20 protein-coding genes and 1 tRNA gene are annotated in these 25,044 nt (G+C 51.5%); 9 read left to right on the top strand and 12 right to left on the bottom strand.

From position 1 onward, the window contains the following. Window positions 1–45 precede the first annotated feature (45 nt). Window positions 46–792, bottom strand: a complete 747-nt coding sequence (locus H6F91_RS01705; protein ID WP_190770401.1) for a sucrose-phosphate phosphatase — start codon at window positions 790–792, stop codon at window positions 46–48. 502 nt (window positions 793–1,294) lie between these two features. Here H6F91_RS01705 and H6F91_RS01700 point away from each other — a divergent pair. Continuing rightward, entirely contained in the window at window positions 1,295–3,736 is a 2,442-nt protein-coding gene (locus H6F91_RS01700) for a sucrose synthase (RefSeq protein WP_190770400.1), read from the top strand. Window positions 3,737–3,783: 47 nt separating this feature from the next. Here the strand turns inward: H6F91_RS01700 and pyrE are convergent, their stop codons facing one another. Next, window positions 3,784–4,380 carry an orotate phosphoribosyltransferase gene (gene pyrE, locus H6F91_RS01695; protein ID WP_190770399.1) on the bottom strand — a complete coding sequence of 199 codons (597 nt, stop codon included), beginning with the start codon at window positions 4,378–4,380 and terminating at the stop codon, window positions 3,784–3,786. A 487-nt stretch (window positions 4,381–4,867) separates the two neighbouring features. Here pyrE and H6F91_RS01690 point away from each other — a divergent pair, with 487 nt between their 5' ends. Beyond that, window positions 4,868–6,562, top strand: a complete 1,695-nt coding sequence (locus H6F91_RS01690; RefSeq protein WP_190770398.1) for a hypothetical protein — start codon at window positions 4,868–4,870, stop codon at window positions 6,560–6,562. 81 nt (window positions 6,563–6,643) lie between these two features. On the opposite strand, the gene H6F91_RS01685 is transcribed toward H6F91_RS01690, so the two are convergent. Both H6F91_RS01685 and H6F91_RS01680 read right to left on the bottom strand, forming a co-directional pair. Then, entirely contained in the window at window positions 6,644–8,059 is a 1,416-nt protein-coding gene (locus H6F91_RS01685) for a hemolysin family protein (protein WP_190770397.1), read from the bottom strand. Between the two features lie 165 nt (window positions 8,060–8,224). Continuing rightward, entirely contained in the window at window positions 8,225–8,509 is a 285-nt protein-coding gene (locus H6F91_RS01680) for a hypothetical protein (protein WP_190770431.1), read from the bottom strand. Window positions 8,510–8,596: 87 nt separating this feature from the next. On the opposite strand from H6F91_RS01680, the gene H6F91_RS01675 reads away from it, so the two are divergent. Continuing rightward, window positions 8,597–8,669: transfer RNA gene (locus H6F91_RS01675), tRNA-Ile, on the top strand. A 239-nt stretch (window positions 8,670–8,908) separates the two neighbouring features. Here the strand turns inward: H6F91_RS01675 and H6F91_RS01670 are convergent. Beyond that, a complete protein-coding gene (locus H6F91_RS01670) occupies window positions 8,909–9,367 on the bottom strand; it encodes an EVE domain-containing protein (protein WP_190770396.1) in 459 nt (152 codons plus the stop codon). An 862-nt stretch (window positions 9,368–10,229) separates the two neighbouring features. Between H6F91_RS01670 and H6F91_RS01665 the strand changes: the two genes are divergently transcribed. Next, entirely contained in the window at window positions 10,230–12,650 is a 2,421-nt protein-coding gene (locus H6F91_RS01665; protein ID WP_190770395.1) for a right-handed parallel beta-helix repeat-containing protein, read from the top strand. A 355-nt stretch (window positions 12,651–13,005) separates the two neighbouring features. Beyond that, on the top strand, window positions 13,006–14,613 hold the full coding sequence (locus tag H6F91_RS01660; protein WP_190770394.1) for a right-handed parallel beta-helix repeat-containing protein: 1,608 nt from the start codon (window positions 13,006–13,008) through the stop codon (window positions 14,611–14,613). Between the two features lie 117 nt (window positions 14,614–14,730). Here H6F91_RS01660 and H6F91_RS01655 read toward each other — a convergent pair whose 3' ends face one another. Beyond that, window positions 14,731–15,678 (bottom strand): glycosyltransferase family A protein, encoded by a 948-nt coding sequence (locus H6F91_RS01655; protein WP_190770393.1) that lies wholly within the window; start codon window positions 15,676–15,678, stop codon window positions 14,731–14,733. A 232-nt stretch (window positions 15,679–15,910) separates the two neighbouring features. On the opposite strand from H6F91_RS01655, the gene H6F91_RS01650 reads away from it, so the two are divergent. Then, window positions 15,911–16,723 carry a WecB/TagA/CpsF family glycosyltransferase gene (locus H6F91_RS01650; protein ID WP_190770392.1) on the top strand — a complete coding sequence of 271 codons (813 nt, stop codon included), beginning with the start codon at window positions 15,911–15,913 and terminating at the stop codon, window positions 16,721–16,723. A gap of 110 nt (window positions 16,724–16,833) precedes the next feature. Further along, entirely contained in the window at window positions 16,834–17,355 is a 522-nt protein-coding gene (pgsA, locus tag H6F91_RS01645; protein ID WP_190770391.1) for a CDP-diacylglycerol--glycerol-3-phosphate 3-phosphatidyltransferase, read from the top strand. Window positions 17,356–17,526: 171 nt separating this feature from the next. Here the strand turns inward: pgsA and H6F91_RS28190 are convergent, their stop codons facing one another. Then, on the bottom strand, window positions 17,527–17,652 hold the full coding sequence (locus H6F91_RS28190) for a hypothetical protein (RefSeq protein ID WP_277874352.1): 126 nt from the start codon (window positions 17,650–17,652) through the stop codon (window positions 17,527–17,529). On the opposite strand from H6F91_RS28190, the gene H6F91_RS01640 reads away from it, so the two are divergent. Continuing rightward, entirely contained in the window at window positions 17,651–18,112 is a 462-nt protein-coding gene (locus H6F91_RS01640) for a YbhB/YbcL family Raf kinase inhibitor-like protein (RefSeq protein WP_190770390.1), read from the top strand. The two genes, H6F91_RS28190 and H6F91_RS01640, sit on opposite strands and share 2 nt — an antisense overlap. Before the next feature lie 153 nt (window positions 18,113–18,265). On the opposite strand, the gene H6F91_RS01635 is transcribed toward H6F91_RS01640, so the two are convergent. Then, window positions 18,266–20,107, bottom strand: coding sequence for an N-acetylmuramoyl-L-alanine amidase (locus H6F91_RS01635; RefSeq protein WP_190770389.1), 1,842 nt, complete (start codon window positions 20,105–20,107; stop codon window positions 18,266–18,268). A 212-nt stretch (window positions 20,108–20,319) separates the two neighbouring features. Beyond that, entirely contained in the window at window positions 20,320–20,916 is a 597-nt protein-coding gene (locus H6F91_RS01630; protein ID WP_190770388.1) for a DUF1997 domain-containing protein, read from the bottom strand. 329 nt (window positions 20,917–21,245) lie between these two features. On the opposite strand from H6F91_RS01630, the gene pheA reads away from it, so the two are divergent. Next, on the top strand, window positions 21,246–22,097 hold the full coding sequence (pheA, locus tag H6F91_RS01625; protein ID WP_190770387.1) for a prephenate dehydratase: 852 nt from the start codon (window positions 21,246–21,248) through the stop codon (window positions 22,095–22,097). Window positions 22,098–22,471: 374 nt separating this feature from the next. Here the strand turns inward: pheA and H6F91_RS01620 are convergent, their stop codons facing one another. The 3 genes from H6F91_RS01620 to tuf form a co-directional block, all read right to left on the bottom strand. Further along, window positions 22,472–23,134 carry an LON peptidase substrate-binding domain-containing protein gene (locus H6F91_RS01620; RefSeq protein WP_190770386.1) on the bottom strand — a complete coding sequence of 221 codons (663 nt, stop codon included), beginning with the start codon at window positions 23,132–23,134 and terminating at the stop codon, window positions 22,472–22,474. A gap of 203 nt (window positions 23,135–23,337) precedes the next feature. Continuing rightward, window positions 23,338–23,655, bottom strand: a complete 318-nt coding sequence (rpsJ, locus tag H6F91_RS01615; protein ID WP_018399487.1) for a 30S ribosomal protein S10 — start codon at window positions 23,653–23,655, stop codon at window positions 23,338–23,340. Window positions 23,656–23,803: 148 nt separating this feature from the next. Then, entirely contained in the window at window positions 23,804–25,033 is a 1,230-nt protein-coding gene (gene tuf / locus H6F91_RS01610; RefSeq protein WP_190770385.1) for an elongation factor Tu, read from the bottom strand. Window positions 25,034–25,044 lie beyond the last annotated feature (11 nt).

Genomic DNA, 25,044 nt, shown 5'->3' with positions numbered 1-25,044 from the left:
TTACAACAATAGGAGCCTGGTTCTATCAATTCGCTTTAAAGGGCTCTAAATCAGCCCAAAGTGGTTCAGCCCTTCCAGGATGCCTGCGGCGTAAGAAGCTTGGGCTAAGTAACGGTGAGGAGAGGGATTCGCGTGATGCCACTCCAGGAGTTCCTGCATCGCATTACCGACGATAATGCCCCGTTCGTCCTGACGTTCGAAAAAGGCGCGATCGTTCCCGGAGTCGCCGCAGGCTACCGTTGTGTTGGAGGGCACCTGCCAAAGTTCCTGCAGGTAGGACATTGCTAGCCCTTTGTTGGCCTGGATGGGGAGAATATCCAGGTCGAGGCTACCACTATAGATGATGGTGACCGTGAACCCGGCTGCTTTAAGTTGGCGCTCCAGTTCGGGTACGAGGGTAGGAGCGATTTCGGGTGATAAGAAGAAACTGATTTTGAACGGATTTTGTTCACTGGCAGGCTGAGGTGTGAGGTCTGAAAAGTGGGCGGTGATAGCCTGGATGCGATCGCGATCCCATCCCTCTTGTAACCGTTCTGACCAGGGGGTATGGGGCTTCTCCTGCTCACCAATGTAGAGGGCCGTACCTACACCATTGACAACAGCATCCGGGGGAATCAGACCCTTTTCCTGATAGAGGGCTTCGTAAGAGGTGCGCGATCGCCCGGTCGAGTAGACAATTTGAGTACCGTAGGTGTCTCGGTGATGCAGCAATTTCGCATTGAGCTGCTTCATCGCGGCATCGTCTCCGACCAGAGTATTGTCCAGATCGGTAATAAATAGAAATTGGGCCATAGTTAATACTCCGGTTCATTTGGTTGCGGCAAAGAGAGAGCTTGGTGTTGAGCCCACGGTTCTCTCTTTGCCGCAACCAAATTGAACAGACTCAGATCTTGCAGAACCCTGAACGGAGATTTTTCTGCCACTTCGCAACAGAAAAATCTCCACTCGGAGCTTTGGTTTGATCAAGGTACAAGCGAGCATAACTATCGACGTTATAAATAACACTCGTTATCATACTGGACTGACCTGAATTTCCAATATTTCCGATATTTCTAAGAGGTAATTTAAAGAAGTTTGACAGGGTGGATTTTTATGAACTATGTGCACAAAAAATCAACTTTTCAAATAGCCTCCACGCTTCGCCTCTCTATCAAATGGATTATATCGAGCGATAGAGCCTGACGAATTGCATACAAAACTATCTCCGTCTAGAAGCGAATTTTAAGCAAAAAATACTACCCATTCCCAATATCGTGCGTTAGCCTAGCCCTAGCAAAATTACCCGGTGATGCCTATGTTTGAACCGCTGCACGCCGTTCTAGAAAGTTCTGAAAAAACTGCTCTACGAGAGTTTTTATACCAGCTCCACCAGGGAGATAAGCGCTACTACCTGCGGAATGAAGTTCTGCTGGCATTTCATCAATTTTGCAATGGGCATACGGCTCAGAAATCTTCTCAAGGCAACGAGCTGGACTGCAATCAACTAGAGCTTTTAAATCATTTGATTCAAAAAATTCAGGAAGTTATTTTTGAAAATCATACAGCCTGCATAATTGTTCGGCCAGGAATTGCTTCTGAAGAAGCTTACTGGCTTTTTGAGGATGGAACTGCGGAGCAGACAGCCCCGAAAGAACTATTGGAATTGCGCGATCGCCTCGTCAATCACTACCATCCCGACGAGGGCGATTTATTAGAAATTGATGTGCAATCGTTTTACGATTACTCTCCTCTCATTCGCGACCCTAAAAATATTGGTCGAGGAGTGGAATTTCTAAATCGCTACTTGTCGAGTAAGCTGTTTCAGTACTCACAGCAATGGCAACAAGTCCTCTTTCAATTTCTGCAATTACACTCCCATCAAGGGATGCAGTTGCTATTAAATCAGCGTGTAGAATCACCCACTCATCTTTCCGCGCAGGTTAAAAGAGCCCTCGAATTTTTGAAGCGCTATCAACCTGACGAATCCTACTCGAAATTTCGGTTTGATCTGCAATCCTTAGGGTTTGAGCCAGGTTGGGGTAATACTGTGGGACGGGTATGCGAGTCCCTTGAGTTGCTGGATGAACTACTCGATTCCCCAGATCCAAAAGCGCTGGAATCGTTCCTTTCCCGCATTCCAATGATCTTTCGGATTGTGCTGGTTTCGGTGCATGGTTGGTTTGGGCAGGAGGGCGTACTGGGACGACCTGATACTGGCGGCCAGGTTGTTTATGTGCTGGATCAAGCCCGTAGCCTGGAAAAGCAACTGAAGGAAGATATGGAGCTGGCGGGGCTGACCCCAGATGAGGCCCTGCCGAAGGTGATCATCCTGTCCCGCCTAATTCCTAACAGCGATGGAACACGTTGCGATCAACCTCGTGAAAAGGTACATGGTACCGACAATGTCTGGATTGTGCGGGTGCCCTTCCGCGACTTCAACCCCAACCTGTCACAAAACTGGATTTCCCGCTTTGAAATCTGGAGCTTCCTGGAAACCTTCGCGGTCGATTCTGAGAAGGTACTGCTGGCAGAGTTCCAGGGACGGCCTGATCTCATTCTGGGTAACTACACCGACGGTAACCTGGTGGCCTTTCTACTATCCCGCCGCTTGAAGGTAACCAACGGCATCATCGCCCATGCCCTAGAAAAATCGAAGTACCTGTTCAGCAACCTGTACTGGCAGGAAATGGAGGATCAGTATCACTTCTCCCTGCAATTTACAGCGGATCTGATCGCCATGAACGCGGCAGATTTCGTCATCAGCAGCACCTACCAGGAAATTGTGGGAACCGCAGAAACCCGTGGTCAGTATGAGTCTTACCGCACGTTTACCATGCCTGACTTGTACCACGTTATGCATGGGGTGCAGTTGGCGAGCCCGAAGTTCAACGTGGTGCCGCCTGGGGTGAATGAGAGTTATTTCTTCCCTTATACGAAGGGGAGCGATCGCCACGCAGGGGAAATCGAACGGCTCACCGAACTGCTGTTTACTCGTCAAGAACCCGACAGCATCGTAGGGCAACTGGACGACCCCAGTAAGCCTCCTATCTTTTCTATGGCCCGACTGGATCGGATTAAAAATCTCACCGGGTTAGTAGAAGCCTTCGGCCAGAGCCCCGAACTACAGGCACGCTGCAATCTGATTATCATTGCGGGCAAAACCCGTACCGAGGAAACCAGCGACGCTGAGGAAGCTGACGAAATCGTCAAAATGCACAACCTGATTCAGCAGCACAACCTCTGGGGTAAAATTCGCTGGCTGGGGGTACGTCTCTCGAAAACTGATTCTGGCGAAGTGTACCGCATTATTGCCGACCACCACGGGGTCTTCGTGCAGCCTGCCCTGTTTGAAGCCTTTGGCCTAACGGTATTGGAGGCCATGATTTCCGGCCTTCCCACCTTTGCGACGGAGTTCGGTGGCCCTCTGGAGATTATTCACAACGGTTCGAATGGGTTCTACATCAACCCCACCCAACCTCAACAGATGGCCGATGTTATGCTCGACTTCTTCTCGAAGTGTGAGCAGCAACCCGACCTCTGGCAACAGGTTTCAGAGCGGGCGATCGATCGCGTCTACTCTACGTACACCTGGCGCATTCATACCAGTAAACTCCTTTCCCTGGCCCGCATCTACGGCTTCTGGGACTACACCTCCCAGGACAACCGCGAGGATCTCCTGCGGTACATGGAAACTCTGTTCCAACTCCTGTTTAAGCCTCGGGCTAAGGCCTTGCTGGAGCAGCAACGGTATCGGTAAGGATTTTTGAGAGTAACTGAGCGGCGCTTTGCGCCGCTCAGTTACGATTAGGAGTTCTGCGATCGCCACTCCCCCTGAATATCCTGAATCGTAAAGAGCGAGTGAAAGGTTAATCCACGTTCCTGATATAGCTCTGCTCCACCCTGCTGGCGATCCACCAGAGCTAAAATGTGCGAAACCTTATAACCGGCTGCTTCCAATCGATCTACGGCTTTGAGGGCAGACTGGCCTGTTGTCACCACATCCTCTAACACCGCCACAGAACTACCCGGGGGAAGCGTGGGGCCTTCAATATAGGCCTGGGTACCGTGGCCCTTTGCTTCCTTGCGTACGATGAGAGCGGTGAGCGATCGCCCCTCATAGGCCGCTGCCACACTGGTTGCTGTGACCAGAGGATCCGCTCCCAGGGTTAAACCGGCAACGGCGATCGCCTCCTCAGGCACCTGGGCTAACAGCAGTCGCCCCACAGCCAGACCTCCCCACGCATGGAGCGTGACCTGTTTGCCATTGATGTAATAGGAGCTGGTCTGCCCAGAGGATAGGGTAAATTCCCCCTCCTTGTAGGCAACCTCAGCGAAGAGGGTGAGCACTTTTTGACGCAGGGTTGGCAGATCCAGGGTTGCCAGGGAAGCAAGGTCAGACATGATTGAGAATTGATTGAAGCCAATGGTGATAGTAGCACTCTGGGCACCCGGATCTTGCAGCGATCGCCATTTTTCGGAGTAACTGCATCCTCCCCGAAGGCAGGACTGACATAACCTCAGCGTGGCCCAAGGGCGTTTTCAAGTGCTGTGCAAGACAGCAATTCTCATTTTGGAATCCAACCCGAAAATAGCCCGCCTTCGGCGGGCTATTTTCGGGCTTCAAAGCTGAGAGTTCGTGCCCGAAGGGCAGGAACTCTCAGCTTTGAAGCTCATACTGAAAATTGCTGTGTGCAAGACGTGACCCTTGAAAACATCCACTTTTGCGTGCGTGTCGCGCCTACAAAGATGAGCACTTCGGCTTATTCCGAAGTGGGGTGATGTAATCCCTGAAAGGGCAGAAAGAGAGGGGATTTCCTCCTGAAGCTAGTTCCAGAGAGCGTTTCCAGTTTTCGAAAATAGGATTGAGTTTGTGGTATCGGATGGGCTTATGTCACCGCTGAAATCTGAAATGCTGGAACCAGCCAAGAATTTAGATCTGGAGGCGATCGCCCACCTGATCAACCAGCGTCTTGTTCAAGCATCGCCAGAGTGCGAATTTTTAACGAAAGCCACTCTGAAAGGAACGTGTCTCTACCTGCGAATTGAGGCTGTGAAGGCACCAGAGCTAAAGGGGGCGATCGCCACTGTTCAATCGGTTCTGGTAGACCTGGCCCTCACCGATATTCGACAAGCTCGTATTTACGGATGGGTGAAAGGCGAAGACTTCCCCGCCTGGCAGGAGGAACTGAAGCTGCCTAAGACATTTTCTAGCGCTCATCACACCTGGTTAGATGCAGTGCGTAACTCACTCCCTAAACTTCCACACCTTGGTAAAACTCATGCCTCACAGCCTGCTACGCCCTCGACTGGCCGGGAAGCCGAGGATGCAGCGACGGCTCAACTTGAGTTAGCACAGGAGGCCCAGACCACATCCTGGTGGGACTCGGTGACAGGGGTGGTATCCGGTGCTGTGGGTACCGTTGGTGAGTTAGCAAATCATAGTGGAAAAGCGATTACCACATCAGTCAGTGGGGCCGCTGAGGCAGTGGGTCATGCAGCCCAGCAAACGGGAAAAGTGGTCAGCGGTACCGTGACTGGCGCGGCAGGGGCCGTTGGTCAAGCCGCTCAGCAAACGGGAAAAGTCCTGGCGAATACGACCCATGGAGCGATGAGTGCGGTGGGATATGCCACGGATACCGTTGGCGAGGTCGTCGACCAGATGGATTGGTTGGTTCCTGTTCTGGATCGGGTGGATATTGTCAAAGCGGAGGAAAGCGTGCGACGGCTTCAGGCCAAGCATCCCAATGAACCGCCTCGAGCGATCGCCCACCGCATCATGATGCAGAAAGCCCTCCTGGTTAGCGGGACTGGGGCTGCCAGTAGCTTTATTCCGGGCATGGTGGCTCTGGATCTGGCGGCGACCACGGTGCTTCAGGCGGAAATGGGATACCAGATCGCAGGAGCCTATGGGTTGGATCTTCGGGACCCGGCTCGGAAAGGGGAAATTTTGGCCATCTTTGGGTTGGCCCTGGGTGGCAGCTATGCGTTGCGGGCCGGGTTGGGCATGATGCGCCTTGTCCCTGTGGCAGGGGCCGTAGTGGGGGCCAGTACGAATGCAGTGGCGCTCTACACCGTGGGGCATGTGGCCTGCCAGTTCTACGAAGCTCGGGCGGAGGATACAGCGCCGAAAACCCTGGTGGATGCGGCTCAGCAGGAACGGGATGCGTATTTGCAGGAGGCGATCGCCCAGCAAATTGCCATGGATCAAATCCTTGCCCACATGGTTCGTGCCAGCGCACCAAACCTAACCTGGCAGGAAACCCTTCCAGAACTGCAACGGCTCAATTTCAGCCCTGTCTCCCTAAAAGTGATTACCGACAATCACAGCCATCCCACTCCCCTGGAAACGCTTTTAGTAGAGATTAATCAGGATTTTGCGGTACCCCTGCTGGCCCAATGCCGGCAGATTGCTGAAGCCGACGGTATCGTTACCGAAGAAGAATCAAAAGTTCTTGACCAGATTACCCAAACCCTGGTGCAGGATAAGGACGTGGAGAATACAACGGAATCTGCCAAGGAGTCAGTGCAGACAGTGAAGCGGGGCTTGTTCAATTTCTGGAAGCGATCGGGTAAGCCGTCTTAAGCAATGCCATAACAGTTACGGCAGGAATGTTTCGCGAAACGTCCCTGCCGTAACTGTTATGGTCAGTGGGATGGGCTATGGCTAATTAGACTCGTTACGGTCGTGGTGGGCGATTGCCTCCCCTTCCAACGGTTCAGTCGGGTGCACAGGATCCGGCAACCGTTGAATACGAATTTGATGGAGACGAGGGCCAACGACGGAGGCCACCGTGATGTCAAGGTTGTTGTACCGCAGGTTTTCACCCTGCGCTGGAATTTTTTGCAATTGGTGAATCATGAACCCACCCAGGGTTTGATAAGCCTCGGTAGTGGGGAGGTCAAGTTCCAGTAACTCGTTGACCTCATCCAGGTTCATCTGAGCCTGCACTAACATCGTGCCATCTTCCAAAATTTGAATGGGAGATTCTTCTGTCGAATTTGGGGACTCTTCGGCGTACCCGATGATCTGCTCCGTGACATCCTCCAACGTCACCAGGCCCGCGGTGCCACCAAATTCATCGGCTACCATCATCAACGTCAGCCCAGATTCCTGCATCAAATGGAGCAACTCGCTCAGTTGTAGATGTTCAGGGACAAAGCGTGTGGGCTGAAGCCAGTTAGAGATGGAGCTATCCAGGGTCGTAAAGGTATCAACCAGGGCACCGACGACATCCTTGAAATAAATCGTGCCAACAACATGGTCTAGCGACTCACCAATAACGGGGTAGCGGGAATAGCCAGCATCATTGACTTGATGGAGGAAATCCCGCAGGGTTGCATCCTGTGGGATGGCCACAATGCTAATGCGAGGAACCATCACTTCCCGGACGGTGACGTCAGCGAACTCCAGGACGTTCGTCAGCAGTTCACGCTCATCCTCCTCCAGTTCAGGAGACGCGCTGGAGGTTTGGATAATCAATTGCAGCTCTTCAGGGGTAACCCGGCTGGACCAGATTTGACCATCGCTGCGGATGCCAAAGAGCCGCAGTAACCAACGGGTGGATTGGTTCAAGACCCAGATAAAGGGGTTAAAGAAGCGAGCGATCGCCAAACTCGGGGGTCCCAAAAAACGGGCCACTTGCTCAGGGTAGAGCAGTGCCAGGGACTTAGGACACAGTTCTCCCAACACAATCTGTAGGTAGGCTACCAGCAAAAAGGCTACCGGAATGGAAACCATGTGCACGATAGTACCGTTCAGGGTTGCCGCCAGGAGAACGGCGACCGTTTTTTCACCAATCCAACCTAAAGCCAGGCTGGAGAGGGTAATACCCAATTGGGCTGTCGACAGCATGCGGTCGATGCTGCGCTGGAGATCCTGCACAGTACGAGCCTGTACATCTCCAGCTGAGGCCAATTGATTAATGCGCGACTGCCGTACCGAGACAATCGAAAACTCGGCGGCTACAAAGAAGGCATTAATGGCAATGAGGAGAAAAACTGACAGCAAGCGTAGGGCGATATCCGTTCCGCTGAGAACAAAGACAGCACCGGGAGGTTCCGCTTGGGCAAGGGCAATCATTATGGAACTGGTTAAATCACGTTGATGGCTACAGGGGGCAAGATCTACTGAAAATAGAAATTACCCCAACAAACCCGTTCTAGAAGGCTCTTAGAGTCTTGAAAAGGGTTAACGTGCGTAGGCATAACCTACGAACAATCAACGCTCAGGATACTCTCTAAACTGCTATACGGGTAAGTGTGACACAGAGGCTTCGGCTCCCTGGGCAGAACTCTGCATTTGGGTCTTCACTTCTTCTAAAATCTTTGACTCGGGAATAATTTCAAAGGCTTTACTTTTGGCTGTATTGCCTCCCTCCTCGCCGACAGTGGTGGGTCGAACATCGGGCTGCGTGACTCCTTTCAGGGCTTCACGGCCCATAGAATACCCCCAGGCGGCACTGACGACACCGGCACCAACCATCAAGGCCAGCAAAATTAATGTCAGGGCAACGGTCGAATTTACTTTCATTCCGTGGTTCCAAATAATTCTGGAGCAATAATGGGGTTGACTACCTGCAACCTCGATCTACAATTAAATCCTAAATTAAAAATTTAGCCAGGGTTGGCCGAGCGGTTTAGGCAGCGAACTCATAATTCGCCTCAGGCAGGTTCAACCCCTGCACCCTGGACTTTCATCAATTCCCGTTGAATCACACCCACATCCGGATCAAGATTTTGCCTGAAGCTTCTACCAGGCAAATCGGGTCCAGATTCGGACATGGCAGTTCAAAAGCTGGTGTTCCTGTAGAGCTGTAAAACTCTTAAGGAAGTTTTATAACCTGAGGGCTTAGGCATTCTTGTTGCATGTGGTGTGCTTAGAACATCACATGCAACAAGAATGCCTAAGCCCTGAGCTGAATGGTGATTTTTATGAGTGTCGGGCGATCGCCAAAATTTTCTCAGCAACAGGGTCATCTACAGGCATCACCGACAATCGGTTGCCACGTCGCACTACCCAGAGTTCATCCTCGCTAAAGGTTTGTCGTAGCTGTTCCAGAGGCACCATTGTGGGGAACTGCTCCAGGAATCGGAGTGTGACAGTTTGCCAGCGGGGATTGTCTTGGGTGGATTTGGGATCGTAATACTCGCTAGCCGGGTCGAACTGAGTGGGATCGGGAACTCCGCTCTGGGCCACGGTCATCAGCCCAACAACGCCAGGGGGTTGAGTGTTGGAGTGGTAAAAGAAGACCCAGTCACCGGGCTCCATCGACCGCATAAAATTGCGAGCCTGATAATTACGAACCCCGTCCCAAAGGGTTTCTTGGTCGCGTTCCAGGTCGTTAATACTGTAGACGTCGGGTTCCGATTTCATCAGCCAATAGCGCATAGAGCGGTCTCAAATGATTTTTGAAAAGGGGGGTGGGCTAGGCCCACCCCCCTTTTCAAAAATCATTTCATAAATCACCAGGCTACGCATAGCGATAGACCTGAAAAATTGAAGAACTGCAGACAGGGTCTGATGTTGCAGGTGTTAGGCCCGGAAAAATCGGGGCTCCTGTGCGATCTTATCCGTTGATCTACGGAGAGAGTCACCACTAAAAAAGAATCCTAATTCTAATTCCAGCGATCCTCGAAGAGGATCTCCGTGCCAATACAGAGATTTTGCTTTATTTCCGCCATCAGTCTTTATCAATTCCATGGTTTTACGGTGGTGCAGAGAAAAGGTAGAACTCCTTTAAAGAGACTGCGGAAAATACGTTGTGGAAAACCCATAGAAAAATCTATGTTTTGAAAAGACAAAAATAAAACACAACCTTAAAACTACTTACGAGAATTTTTCTTCAGCCTCAAGTGGATACGTCGATTATTCTTCGTCTGCTGTATTGAATTGCGGGAATTTTTTGGTAAGGGATTGTACTGAGAGAAGGCACTACAAGTTCTTAGATTTGCGTATATCTTTTGAGGCTGTATCTGTATGCTTCAAGCAAAAGTATTGAAATTTTATTTTTTAGAAGCTGAATACTTAAAACGGCTTTTCAAAGGTCATAACCATTTTCTAAAACGACCGTGTTAACGCCTAAGCAGCGTTTTTTTGAAAGTATGTATTTATTCTAATTCGGGTATTCCTGACGAAATATTTTTAGAATGAACATTCTCATTTGGTAAATGTCCTGTGGTTGATTCAGCTTCATGAAAGCTTTATTAGAAATCTCCAGGAACACCTGGATTTAGTTCAGAGGCTTGAGACTATGAATGCTGAAAATTGGGTTAATCAGAGTGATGTCAGTGCGCTGAGTCTTACCCAGACAAGCAACACAATTGTTCCAAATACAAATGAAACTGGAACAAGTAGTAGTAGTGGATTGGATTCAACTTGGAACCAACCATTAGCTCCTTTGGGTGTGTCTTCAACGATGGGAGATACATCATTAGAACAGCTGAATTCCACTGCTATGAGTGCTGAAACACTCACAGTCGCTTCCCCGTCTACTGGCAGTCAGTTGTTATTAGGAAATACCGAAAACACTCAATTGCTTAGCAGCGGTACTCAGGATGCATTAACCCAACAAACAAGCACCAGCAGCGCTCGCCTTCGCAGCGAGAGTACCTTACGGACGTTTGCCGCGACGACGGCCTTAGCCGCTCCCAGCCCCATTCGGGTTGAAGCAGAAAACATGCAGCTAAATACCTATCGCATTGAGTCCAGTACTTTGGCTTCGGGGGGGCGTCTGGTTGGCTTGAAGGGAGTCGCTACCAATGAAGTAGGAACGGCTTCAAGCAACTTCCAGGGAGCCTCGGGTACCTACAATATCAAGATTGGGTACTTTGACGAGAATGATGGGGCAGCCCGGATTGAAACCCGCGTCGGCGGCAGCATGGTGGCAACGACTACCCTGAATCAACAGCTGGGCAGCAACGCGATGACTAGTGGCAACCGGGTCGAGCGGATTGTTGCCAGTGGAGTAACAGTTCAGCAGGGCGATCGCATTGAGCTGCGTGGGTTAGAAAACAGCGAAGAACACGCCCGCGTTGACTATGTTGAATTTATCCCGGTGAGCGCACCCCCAGCTGATACTACGGCTCCAACGGCGGCTCTGACAGCATCCAACATAACCGCTGCTAGCTCTAACAGCAAAACCTTTACCGTCGCCTATAGCGACAATGCGGGCATTGATGCTTCGACGATTGATAATGCCGATGTCCGCGTAACCGGCCCCAATGGATTTAGCCAAACCGCGACCCTGGTTAGTGTCAATAGCACGACCGATGGTACTCCCCGCACGGCGACCTACCAGGTCAATGCGCCGGGTGGAAGCTGGGACAGTGCAGACAACGGAACCTACTCGGTCGCGATGCAAACCGGAGCTGTAAATGACACCAGCGACAATAGCGTCGCGGCGGGTAGCCTCGGCTCCTTCGATGTCGCTATTCCCACGTCCGGTGGCGGTGGTGCTATTACGCCGCCTCCAGCTCCTAGCCCCCTGGCCCCTCCCGCAGGATTTGGTGCCACTGGAACGAGCAGCGGACGAATTCTCTACGTGTCTACTACGGGGAACGATAACAACTCGGGTATTAGTGCAACATCTGCCTTCCGCACAGCCTCCAAAGCACTCTCAATGGTTCGCCCCGGTGAAACTATTGTCTTTGCCGCTGGTAACTACCCATCGCTGACCATTAGCGGCAAAAATGGAACCGCCAGCGCACCCATCACGATTAAGACCTCTGGTGCTGCGGTCTTTAGTTCAGGCAGCTATAGCTCAGGGGCAGGCGTTTCCATTCGAGATAGCTCCAATATTATTCTGGATGGCGTGGTAGCGAAGCGATCGCTCTTCGGCATCATGGGTGAGCGCATCACCAACACAACTATCCGTAACTCTGAAGTGTATGACATCGGCCAGGAAGGGATTCACGTTCGTGCTCAATCCAGCTATGTTCTGATTGCCCAGAACAAGATCCATGACACGGGTATGCGGGGCGGTACCTATGCCAATTACGGTGAAGGCGTCTATGTGGGCTTCGGTGCTGCGGGTGGCGAAAATGACGGAACTCACCACGTGGCGGTGCATAGAAACGAAATCTATCGCACCAGTGTGGAGGCGATCGACCTGAAGCGAGGGTTGCACAACATCATTGCCGAGTACAACAACATCCACGACATCAATACCAAAGTTCGAGCCATCATCAACGTCATGGATGGCCCAACGGGTACAGAGTACGGCTATGTGGTGCGGGGCAATACCATTCGCAATATTTCCGGTGAAACGTATAACAGTGATGGCGTTGGGATCCGGATCTTTGGGGGCGGCGTCGATGTTTACAACAACGTCATCTCCAACGCGGAGGATGCCGGAATCCGTAACCAGGCCAGTGTCGGCGGGCCTGTTCGGATCTACAACAACACTGTCTTTAACGGTGGCACCCGCGGCAATATCGTAGATGACACCGGGAAGGCTGATATCCGCAACAACATTGGTTCTACGAAAGCGGGGAATATTGCCTCCACTGCCTCTCTGTTCATGAATGCCACGGGCGGTGATCTCCGTCTGAGTTCGTCAGCCACGGCTGCCATTAACAAGGGGACTAGCATCAGCATGGTCAACATTGATGCGGTTGGCCGGGCCCGTCCTCAAGGTGGAATCTACGATATGGGTGCTTACGAGAGCCAGTAAGCCTAAGGGTTGATACGTCAACCGAAGTTAAATCGCTATTGCCAATAGCGTTAGAGCAACAGGGGACAGAGGCTTTGCCTCTGTCCCCTGTTACCTTGTGTCAGGGCTCAGTCCACAAGGTGCAGCTTCATGGGGAATGGGTATAAGTCGCTTAACTCAATTAAACCTAAACCCCAAAATCCTGTGCTGCCCACAAAGCGGCAGCACAGGATTTTGAGGTTTATTACAAGTTTAAGATGGGAGGTTGTGTAAAGATTGCCGGTTGTCAGCTCAATATACTATGCCTAAAAAAATGAGCAGGCTATCTTAGGGAGAACTTCGGAAGATATCCAAACATCGATGTGGGGGTAACAACATGAAGCGTTTTCAGGGGTTGTTAGCATTGGTCACGTTCCTGGCGATCGCCCTCGGCTGTAGCGCTACACCGGGGCAACTGCCATCTCTCGATTTGCAGGCAGAGCCGATTCGCCAGGAGAGCGCTAACCCCTATGTGTTTCAGGTTTCCTACGGTCAGGTCCAATCCGCTCCAAATCTGCCTGCTCTGACTGACAAACTACGAATAGAAGGTCCAAATGGTTTTGCGTCAGAGGCTCACAGGGTGTCGAGGAAGGGAAATACTCTACAGTTTCAGGTGCAAGCCCCGGGCGAGCGCTGGGATGTTCAGGATAACGGCACCTATACGGTTTCCCTGAGACAAGCGGAAACGACACTCCCAATTGGACGTTTTCGGGTGGCGATCGCTGAACCGAAATCGACATCATCCGAAAATGAGGCCTTGCAACCGCTACCAGACTTTGGAGCCACAGGTCGTAGCATAGGTTCCACTTACTATGTGTCACCTACCGGGGATGATGGCAACTCTGGCACCCGCTCCAATTCACCCTTTCGGACGGCTGAGAAGGCCTTATCGATGGTTGGCCCAGGAGATACGGTGCAGTTTGCCGCAGGCACCTATGAGGCGTTGCGGATTACGGGATTGCGGGGCGAGGCAGGCAAACCCATTACGTTGCGAGGCGATCGCGATGCCCTATTCACAGCAGGTAGCCACGAACGCGATGCTGGCATTTGGATCGAGGATAGCTCTCAGGTGATTCTCGATGGATTAACCGCGCGGCGTTCACTCTGGGGAATTATGGGGGAAAAGCTGCAGCATGTGACGATCCGCAATTGTCATGTTTATGACACTGGGCAGGAGGCCGTTCATGTGCGCGATCGCTCCAGCCATATCTTAATTGCAGAGAATTCCATTCACGATACGGGCCGTCGAGGAGGCGAGTATTCCCGCTATGGTGAGGGGATTTATGTGGGAGTTGGGGCCTCGGGTGGAGACGAGGATGGAACCCATCATGTGCTGCTACACCGCAACGAGATTTTTCGTACCAGTGCCGAGGCGATCGACCTGAAGCGGGGTCTCCATGACTTGATTGCTCAATACAACAGCATCCATGACATCAATACCGAGGTGCGAGCCGCTGTTAACGTGATGGATGGGCCAACGGGCCAGGAGCATGACTACGTTGTACGCGGCAATCAAATTTACAATATCAGCGGCAAACTGCACGATTCCGATGGGACAGGAATTCGAGTCTTTGGCGGTGGTGTTGAGGTTTATAACAACGTGGTTTACAACACCGAGGCGTACGGAATTCGGAGTGAGGGGGATAAGGGGGGCGATCGCAAGATTTACTACAACACCGTCTTTAACGGTGGCAGTGAAGGGGATATTGTGGATGACAGTGGTAAGGCCGACCTCCGCAATAATATCGGTGCCTCGGAAGGCGATAACATTCCATCGCGCCAGAGTTTGTTTGTCGATGCAAATCATGGAGATTTCCGCCTGTCGGAATCAGCTACCTCCGCAATTGACCAGGGGCATGCCCTTACGGACATCACGACCGACATTATGGGAGGCGCTCGCCCGTTAGGACGCGGCTATGACCTAGGAGCCTACGAGAACTGGTAGGGAATATTTCAAAGGTGTGGATGGGGTGTGTGGAAAGGGGCACTTCGTGCCCCTTTCCACACACCCCTAGTAGAAAGCGAGGCTGGCTCCGTCAGCCTCGCTTTCTGGGTGAGTTACTTATGAGGACATCAAAACCAGCCGATTCTCCTCCCAAACGGGGGCTTGTTGCTGATCTAACTCATAAGTCGCCTTCGTTTTGCCCTTAAATAGGCAATTCCAGTGATATCGGCGGATAAAACTGCGGAATTCGCGATCGCTATACCTTGGCTTCCCAGCCAACATACTGCTAAAAAAGCCCCACCACATCGCTAAACCGCCAATAATCAAAGGCGGATGGGCCAGACGATAGATAGAACTGGCGGTCATATAGGGCAGGCTGGTGCCCATGAAATACTGACCGTAGCCGTGACGCATACGACCAGCCAGAATACTTTTATGGCTGGAACCCATAGCCCGCAGGTGAATAAAACGAATTTCAGGCTCATCCCAGCTACAGGCAATCCAACCTTTCATGCGGCAGCGGTGGCAGTCGATAGTGTCCCACATGACTTCGCGCACAAAGCCACCAATCTGCTCAAAGCAGGCGCGGCGGTAGAACTTGATCATGCCAACGGCCGTCTCATCACCGCACTTTTCGCTAATCAGGTTTCCGTTCTCCCCATAAAAATAGGGCTTGCCACTACACACTCCAATCCGAGGGTTCGCCTCCATGCGCTGCAACATGGTTTCGAAGTAGGTAGATGGGATATCGAGATCCACGTCAATTTTGCAAATGTAGTTGTAGTTTTCGTCGGGCCGAATGCTGTCGTAACCGACGTAAAAGGCTTCAATGACGCCAGGGCCCACGGAACGGGCACCGCGATCGCGCCGGGTAATGACTTGAATAAAGGGGTATTTGCGAGCCGCTTCCGCCAAAATTTGTGGGGAAGCGTCCGTCGAGCCATCATCCACGATGATCCATTTTTTGGGAAGGACGGTTTGGGCACCGATGGAATCGATGGTTTTTTGCATGTAAGCCGCTTCGTCGCGGCAAGGACTGATCAGAATGTAATCTCTGGATGCCATGGAACTGCCCACCTAACGCGTCTGGGTCTCGAATTTATTTAAAGATTCGCCATGATAGCACCCGCAAATTAGCCCTGTTTCCACCGTCAAGACCATATTTTCACGGAGAATAGCCAGAAACTTTACAAGAAACTTATGAATTGTGAAGGGACCATGAGGAATCCCAGAAGCATTCCTGAAGTCGGCGATGAGATCGTTACTATCTTGCCAGATGCTGTAGGATGGTGCCCCTATGTGTGCGATCGCCACAAATGAACCTCAACGTGTCAGTATTTGCAATGTTGATATTGACCGCTATAGCTTTCAAGAAACCGTCGATCAGGTCATCGAAGCGGCGATCGCGGGAGGACCACCTCGCTATGTGGTCACCCCCAACGCCCACCATACGGTGATGTTGCAAGAAGACGCTTACTTCCGCGAGGTTTACAAACACGCTTATCTCTCGGTGCCCGATGGTGTTCCCCTCCTGTGGGCTGGGAAACTTTTGGGTCGACCTTTGAAAGGCCGGGTAAACGGTACCGATTTGTTTGAAGCCGTATGTGCTGCTGCCGCTTTACGAGGCTTACGCGTATTCCTATTGGGGGGCCGTCCAGGGGCGGCTGATGCGGCCGCAGATCTGCTGAAAACTCGCAACCCTGGTCTGACTATCGCCGGAACCTACTGCCCACCCTATGGGTTTGAGCGCGATCGCCAGGAACTCGAACATATCAACACCCTCATTCGCGAAGCTCAACCCCACATTCTTTTCGTTGGTTTGGGAGCCCCTAAGCAAGAAAACTGGATGTACGAGCAATACCAGGCGATTGGCGTGCCCATTTCTCTGGGCATTGGGGTCAGCTTCGAGCTTGTATCGGGCATGGTGCAGCGCGCTCCACGATGGATGCAGGTAACGGGCATGGAATGGTTGTTCCGCCTGTTTATGGAACCCCAACGTCTCTGGAAGCGCTACATCGTCGGCAACACCGTATTTTGCTGGCTAGTGCTGAAACAATACCTGGGCCTACTTAAACCTCCCACAACTCAAAGCAGCGCTCGGGCAAGCTAAGAAGAGGGATTTGGGCGGCACCGAGGGCCGACCAAATCCTTTGTTGGGCTTTATGTTTATGCGTCCGGAGTTGATATAAGGTTGAAGACGTTAGCTTGAGCTACGCGTCTATGAATTTACCGACCTGGATTACCGTTTCGCGGCTGCTGGGAGTTCCCTTCCTGCTGGTACTGTTGCATCAACCTACAGGACAAATGCGGTGGATTGCTGCCGTTCTCTTCCTTGTAGCAGCGGGAACAGATTGGCTGGATGGCTATCTCGCGCGACGCTTGAATCAGGTGACCGATCTGGGCAAATTTTTAGATCCCCTGGTAGATAAACTGCTGGTGTTGGCTCCCTTGCTCATGCTGATTGAGCTGGGTCAGATATCTGCCTGGGGCGTATTTTTAATACTGGCGCGAGAGTTGGCGATCGCCGGGTGGCGGGTCAGTCAACCCAAGGTTTCTGGGGCAAACATTTGGGGCAAGCTGAAAACGGTGACCCAAATTGCGGCGATCGCCCTTCTCATTGCACCTCCCACAGCCTCTAGCGTTCTGGCGCAGGGGATGTTTTGGGCGGCGATCGCCCTCACGCTGATTTCAGGCTTAATCTATCTGCTCCCTCCTGCTCCTGCAACATCTTCAAGTCCTTGAGGGGAAACGACAGCGGTTTTATTTCAAATCCGTGAATGCCAGGACGAAACGGGGCACGAAGTACCCCGTTTCGTCCTGGCATTCACGGATTTCGCTATGTATCTCTATTGGCAGAGGAGTGAGACCTGGCAATATGCGCCACCTGTGGGAGGAAAAGATTGGTCTAGCTGCTTAGGCTGATGGCATAGTCACGTTTACAACAGCTTGCATTGCCCGTCCCAGACGCCCTTTAACGAGATACTTCAGCGTTTGTCTGAGGGCGATCGCCAACCCATCACCCTTTGCCGTTACACCCATGCATCTGTATAGCTCAGAATTTTTAACAGGAACATCCATCCCGTTCAAATATACCTGTGATGGTGAAAACCAGTCCCCGCCTCTCAACTGGCAAGATCCACCGGCTGAAACTCAGAGTTTTGCCTTAATCGCCTATGATCACGATGCGCCTGAAGGCAAATTTACGCACTGGGTTCTCTACAACTTACCTGCAGATCAACGAGATTTAGCAGAAGGCGTTGCAAAGCAAGAAGCATTACATCACGGTGTGAAGCAAGGCAAAAATGACTTTGGCGAGATGGGTTTTGGTGGTCCTTGTCCGGCCAATGGCACTCATCGTTATTTCTTCAAGCTCTATGCCCTCGATCAACCTCTAGATTTGGCCTCAGGAGCAACCAAAGAGGAGGTTTTGCAGGCCATGGACGGGCATGTATTGGATGCAGCAGAGCTGATGGGTTTGTACGGTAGAGCGAGTTTCTAAGGCGATCGCTCTATTAATTGGGGTGGTCATTTCCCTGCGTTTCGCGCACGAAAATGACCACCCTTTCAGCAAGCTTTGAAGCAACGCCTTGATACGTGGGTCATCCATATGCGACCGAATAGATTTCATGCTAGCTCTGCTTGCCTGGCACCCTTAACGGGATCCATTTTCGAGTAGCCACTGGGTAATCCCATCGGCCAGCGTATCAGCGAGAGCCACCTGCTCTTCAGGATTTGTGATCCACTCAAACTCATTGGGGTTAATCATAAATCCCAGCTCCAGCAGGACAGCAGGAGCCACATAGGGACGGGTCAATGCCAGGTTGTTCCAGAACACCCCGTAGGAGGGGCGATCGCGCTCCTCCACGAGATAGTTGTGCAAAAACACGGCCAGGCTATGGCTTTGTGATTGATACCAAAACGTCCCAACCCCTGCTGTATTCTCCGCATCGCCCGCATCCGGCAGAGCGTTGTAATGAATGCTCAGAGCCAAATTTGGAGCCATGTCCTGAATCATTTGAGCCCGCTCATTCGGCCCCAAATCCACATCTGCATCGCGGGTCATGATAATGGAGGCTCCTCGTTGTTGCAGGCGATCGCGCAACAACCGCGTCACAGTCAATGCCACATCCTTTTCCGGCGTGCCATTCGGCCCCACAGACCCACTATCCTCTGGCCCACCATGCCCTGGATCGAGCAAAATCGTGATGCCGTTCAACGGCTGCTCTGAGTCAGGATAAACCCGAGGCGGATGTCGCAGTGCCAGCACTAACGTCGTACCCTCATACCGCAATCGGTATCCCCACTGCTGATCCGATTTTAGGGCAAATTGGTACTGTATCTGCTCGGGTGCTGGTTGCGTCCAATCCAACCGCTGGATCACTGGGTCATCATTCAGAGCAATGGTATCGGTCTGCGCAGTGGTGTTGTACAGGGTGAGGGTGAAGCGATCGCCCTCCTGAAACACCGCAAGGGGTACCGGCACCTGCAACGGAAACCTCACCTCTGTCCAATCCCCTGTATTACGAGACGTAATTCCCCGAATCAGACTTCGCGGCGGCACAGAGCCCGGAATGACTCGCACATCGGTATCCCGAATCCACGCCCCATAATCCATCTGATACCAGTTAGCCTCCCGTCCGATGACTGCGGCACGGGTACCCCGAGGCAGCGGCGTTAACCGAGAATAGTCGGTGCTGGGGCCAGTGCGGGCAGTACCCCCCTCAGCAGTGACTTCGATGATTTGTGGCAACTCCTGTTGCAGTACGCTAACCTGGCCTGGGCCTTGCTGAGTCACTTGCTGCCCATTCTGTTCCAGGGTGAATTGGGGGTAGCCAAGGGCGATCGCTTCTCCAGCTTGACCTGAACGAGGAGCTGTCGCACTTCCCATGAAACTACCAAGCACACCGCACCCCTCATAGGTTTGCGCAACGCTAGGGGCTGTCGGTTGGTTCTGATTCGTTAAAACGGCGGAATTAGGGGGTAGTTGAGTGGGTGCAGGTTGTGGCAGAAGAGTTACGGTACGGCTGCCCAATGTGACTGAGACTAGAGATGCAGGGGGGGCGACCGCCCCAAAACAAACCAGCGCATCCGGGAACTGAGCAACATCCTGGGCCGGGGTCAGGCTTCCCTCCGCAAACGCCGTTCCTTCGGGCAGCACAGGCTGATCTGTCTGCCGCACCACACGCAACGTTAAAGTTTCAGTGCCCTGCTGGAGGGTGAACACATTCTCTCCCACCTGTAGCGGAAAACTGGGAGCAAAATGCCCTGCAGGGCTACGAGCGATCGCTTCTCCATTTACCGTAATAGGCTGGTTCGGAGCCCCTGTACCGACAAGGAAAATCTGAGCCGCCGTGGTCTCATATCCATCGCTTGGATACACAACACGCAAAGGACTTTCAGCATAAGCCACAGCATGAACTCCAAAGGGAAGGATCAGGGCAACGGCTCCTGCAATCCAAGGCTTCCAACTTACCCTTTCCAAACGCTGAACCATGGTTCCCAACCCCAAGCCAATTTCTACGGTGCGTCCGATTTACGAACACGACCCTGGTTTATCCGAATCATCTTAATATCACCTGATACTGTTTTTATGTAAGGCTGCACAGAATGGGAGGTGTAATACTCACGCATTACACCTCCCATTCTGTGCAGCCTCATACTTTGTTTTGTATGAATTCAGGTTAAATGAGCGACCTATGGCAGGTTTTATATTGCTGAGCCTTTCGTAGAAAAAGGAGCAGGCAGAGAAGAATTGGCCGCAGGAGCCTCCTGCATCTGTGCTTCAACCCAATGCCGATAATCCTGTAATAACTGATGAGTCAGCCGCTGTTTGACCGTCATGAGAATACTCTTCAGCAACCCATTCCCGGTCGCCTCCAAAATTGGTTTGGGCGTCAGCCACAACATGGGTGGAACATCCACATGGACATGCAAATCTGCCAGGCCCTTTAGATGGGTTTTTCCATAAACTAGCTCTGGACGTAGTCGGCCCTCTAACGTTAACCGGAAGCGCTCATTAATATACTCAACCCCAAGGATTTCACAGCCCACAGAATGGAGGGCGATCGCCCCATTACCATCCACCTGCAATTCCAAATCAACAACCGGCTGAATATTCAGCATCAAAAAGTTTAACGGCCGCATCTTCAGCCGAAAACAATTCTCACTCAGTACTTCAACCCGGCTCGGGTCAACCAGTGCCTGCACTAACCGCTGAGGTTGCCGCAAATAATGCTGCACTGGAATTGATAATTCCGGTACGGACAAATCAACAGATTGAGAGGAGTGAAAGTGAACTTCCATGAGTGGGGAGGTAAATAGAAACTGAGTGAAAATTAAAGGTTGAAATGCTCTGAAGAAAGCTCTAATCTATTGAATTGTTCGAACGATGTGTAACTAAATTTTACAATTTTCTTCAAAACATAACCTCACCTTCAGGAAGTATACGGTTTTCTGGGAATATTCCTTCGCATTGCTTTATTGAATGTTGCAAACACGGTTGTTCTTCCCCTAGGAGCATCAGGGTATCGTAGGTCTGATAGACTGCTAAACCGTGGGCTTTCTGCCTAAAACATGCACTAATTTTTTGGTTGCTTAAGCACTCTTCTTGCTCTTTTCAGGGTCGATCCCCCATGAATTGTTCGATTGCTTACCTTGGTCCCGCTGGCACGAATGTTGAAGATGCGGCTCTCCGGTGGGCCAATGCCGTAGCTCAGCAAACAGGTCAAACCCCCGAGCTTCATCCGTATCCCACTATTGCTCAGGTACTAAAAGCGGCAGCTGATAGGCAGACTTTTTATGCGGTAGTGCCTGTCGAAAATTCCACGGAAGGTGGAGTAACGACTACACTCGATACCCTCTGGCAACTTCAGGGTCTTCAAATTCATTGTGCTCTGGTGCTTCCCATCGCTCATGCCCTGATTTCACGGCTCGAATCCATCCATGAAATTCGTACTGTCTATTCTCATCCCCAAGCGATCGCCCAATGCCAGGAATGGCTAGAACGTAACGTACCTAACGCAAAGCTAATTCCTACGCCTTCCACGAGTGAGGCGCTCCAACGTCTGGAACCAGGGGCTCCGGCAGCGGCGATCGCCTCCCAGCGTGCAGCAGCCCTTTACGACTTGCCCATCCGTGCCTTACCCATTAACGATCGCCCCGACAACTGTACTCGCTTCTGGGTCGTGTGCTTAGAACCGTCCCCTGGTGGCACTCATACGTCGATGGCCTTCAGCCTTCTGGCCAACTTGCCTGGAGCTCTGGTCAAACCACTGCAAGCTCTCGCCGCGCGCAATATCAACATGAGCCGGATTGAATCGCGCCCTACCAAAAAGTCTTTGGGAGACTACCTCTTCTTCATTGATATCGAAGCTGATGCGGACGAACCCTCTGTACAGGATGCTTTACAAGAACTGCAATCCTACACAGAAACTCTCAAAATATTCGGTAGTTATAAAATTCTTGCTGTTCCGCCAACCCAATAACATCCTTTCACGATGAAGCTGCGCCTTGGGTTCTACGTCCTAACGCATCAGGATACAGAACATACATAAGACGCAGCTTCATATAGACCTCCTGTGTGAATCGTTGAAGGCGAAGCCGTACAATGACTCACGCCTTCAAAAACCGATTCATTCAAGAGGTCTATTTAAACCTGAGTTCAGGTTAAGGGCGTTTTCGAGTGCCGCGCAACGCGCGGCACTCGAAAACGCTCATTTTGGCATGCGCTCTGCGCACGCCAAAATGAGCACTTCAGCTTATCCCGAACTCAGGTTATTTAATGGGCATAACTGGGTTGCTACTCAGCAAAAAGGGTGTGAAGCAATGCCTCACACCCTTTTTGTTTTAATAACTCAATTCAAGGCAATGCATCTTTGTGAAATGCATCTTTCAGAGCTGTACGCGCTGCCAGGCTGTTACGAGTCGATGAAAGAATTTCTGCTTCCCGTTCCAATCGGTCTGACGTACTCAGCATCTCCAGGAGAAGCTGTTGCTCCGTGGCCGCATCGTACAAATTGCGGGCTACCCAGTAAGACAGCTCTAAAGGAGTTGCCGGGATATCTTCAGGAAGCTCAATTTCCTGCCCCGTCAACTTTGCAGATAAATGGACAACATCTCGCAAAAGCTGGTCTACTTGAGTCGTTAACGGTTGCAAATTTTGATCAGTTGGTTGATCCTCAATCCATTCCACCAAACCAACCCGGTACGGCTTCTCCCGCACATAGTTCAGCACGCGAAAGCGTTGCTGCCCTACACTCATGACCTTCATCCGGTCATCTGGCAGGCGGTGGTGATTCACCAACTCGGCACAGCATCCAACCGTTGCAATGCTATTGTTATCCGCCGGATTGAGCATGAGTACTCCAAAACGGCGATCGCTCTCCAGAATGGTGTTCATCATCATCCGGTAGCGAAACTCAAAAATATGCAGAGGAAGCTTCTGCCCAGGAAACAGAACGACTTCGGGTAACGGAAAAAGGGGTAACTCGCGAACCGTAACCGAGGAGGAGGAAAAGGTCATCTGCGTTTCTGGAAAGGGATATCAAAAATGTTTCGGGAGTTTGCGAAAGTCAAGTACTTTCATAACAAATCTGAAACACTAGCCTCTTCCAGTTTATCGTATTGCATCGGGCTCCCCAAGGGAAGCCTGAACAATTCATCGATCTCAAGCTAGAAATGAATTAATTTTCCGTGCAGATTGCGCACGGAAAATTAATCGAGTTCTTACAGCTTCACTTCAATATCAACGCCAGCAGGAAGATCCAACTTCATCAAAGCGTCGATCGTCTTCGAGGAGGGTTGATAAATATCGATGATACGTCGGTGAGTACGGGTTTCAAAATGCTCACGAGAATCTTTGTCGACGTGAGGAGAACGCAGTACGCAATAAATCCGGCGCTTGGTGGGTAGAGGAATAGGGCCGATCGCCGTAGCGTTGGTGCGATTAGCTGTGTCTACAATCTTTTCACAGGATGTGTCGAGCAGACGCCGGTCGAAGGCTTTCAAACGAATTCGAATCTTTTGCTGTTGAATAGTAGCCATTAGAAATATCCAGATTTCAAGGTTCAGTACCGGACATTGCAAGACTCAAAGCGAGGCACTCCGGTATTACCTCAGAGCCATCATTCTCAAAACATTCCAGCAGCCAGCAAACCTGGCTGCTGGAAATGTTAATCAGGTAGGATAAATCCTACTTGAGGATCTTGGAAACAACACCAGCACCAATGGTGCGGCCACCTTCACGGATTGCGAAGCGCATCCCTTGTTCGATGGCGATCGCGTTTATCAGGGTAACGTTCATTTTGATACGGTCACCCGGCATAACCATTTCGGCATCGCTTCCGTCATCAGCAGTGAAGGATTCGATCGTTCCGGTTACGTCGGTGGTCCGAACGTAGAACTGAGGCTTGTAACCCTTGAAAAAGGGTGTCTTACGGCCACCTTCTTTGTCGGTCAAAATGTACACTTCACCTTCAAAGTTGGTGTGAGGCGTGATGGAACCGGGCTTCGCCAGTACCATCCCACGCTCGATGTCCGCCTTTTGAATACCCCGAAGTAGCAAACCAGCGTTGTCACCGGCCATCCCTTCTTCCAGAATCTTCTTGAACATCTCGATACCGGTTACGGTGGTGTTACGGGTGTCGCGGATACCTACGATTTCCACAGTGTCACCCACTTTCACCTTACCCCGCTCGATCCGACCGGTCGCAACGGTACCCCGGCCTGTAATCGAGAACACGTCTTCAACGGCCATCAGGAAGGGCTTGTCAATATCCCGCTCGGGGGTTGGGATATAGGAGTCAACGGCATCCATCAGGTCGTAGATCTTGTCAACCCACTCGTTGTCGCCGCGCGCAGTTTTAGGATTTTGCACCATAGCTTCCAGAGCCATCAGACCGGAGCCACGAACAAAAGGCATGTTATCGCCATCAAACTCGTAGCTGCTCAGCAGCTCACGCAGTTCCAGTTCAACCAACTCCAGCAGCTCTTCGTCGTCCACTTGGTCTACCTTGTTCAGGAACACCACCAGACTAGGAACCCCTACCTGACGAGCCAACAGAATGTGCTCCTTGGTCTGAGGCATGGCACCGTCGGTAGCGGCTACCACGAGGATAGCGCCGTCCATTTGAGCTGCACCGGTGATCATGTTCTTCACGTAGTCAGCGTGACCGGGGCAGTCCACGTGAGCATAGTGACGGGATTCCGTCTCGTATTCCACGTGAGCGGTATTGATGGTAATACCGCGAGCTTTCTCTTCGGGAGCCGCATCGATTTCATCGTATTTGCGAGCTGTAGCGTTACCCAGAGCGGCCAGGGTCATAGTAATTGCCGCAGTCAGGGTCGTTTTACCATGGTCAACGTGACCGATGGTACCGATGTTGACGTGGGGTTTATTCCGTTCAAATTTTGCGCGTGCCATGAATCTACTTG

The organism is Leptolyngbya sp. FACHB-8 (assembly GCF_014695575.1).
In the GTDB taxonomy this organism is placed as follows: Bacteria; Cyanobacteriota; Cyanobacteriia; order Elainellales; family Elainellaceae; genus Vacuolonema.
This window is presented reverse-complemented; position numbering and strand designations above follow the sequence as displayed.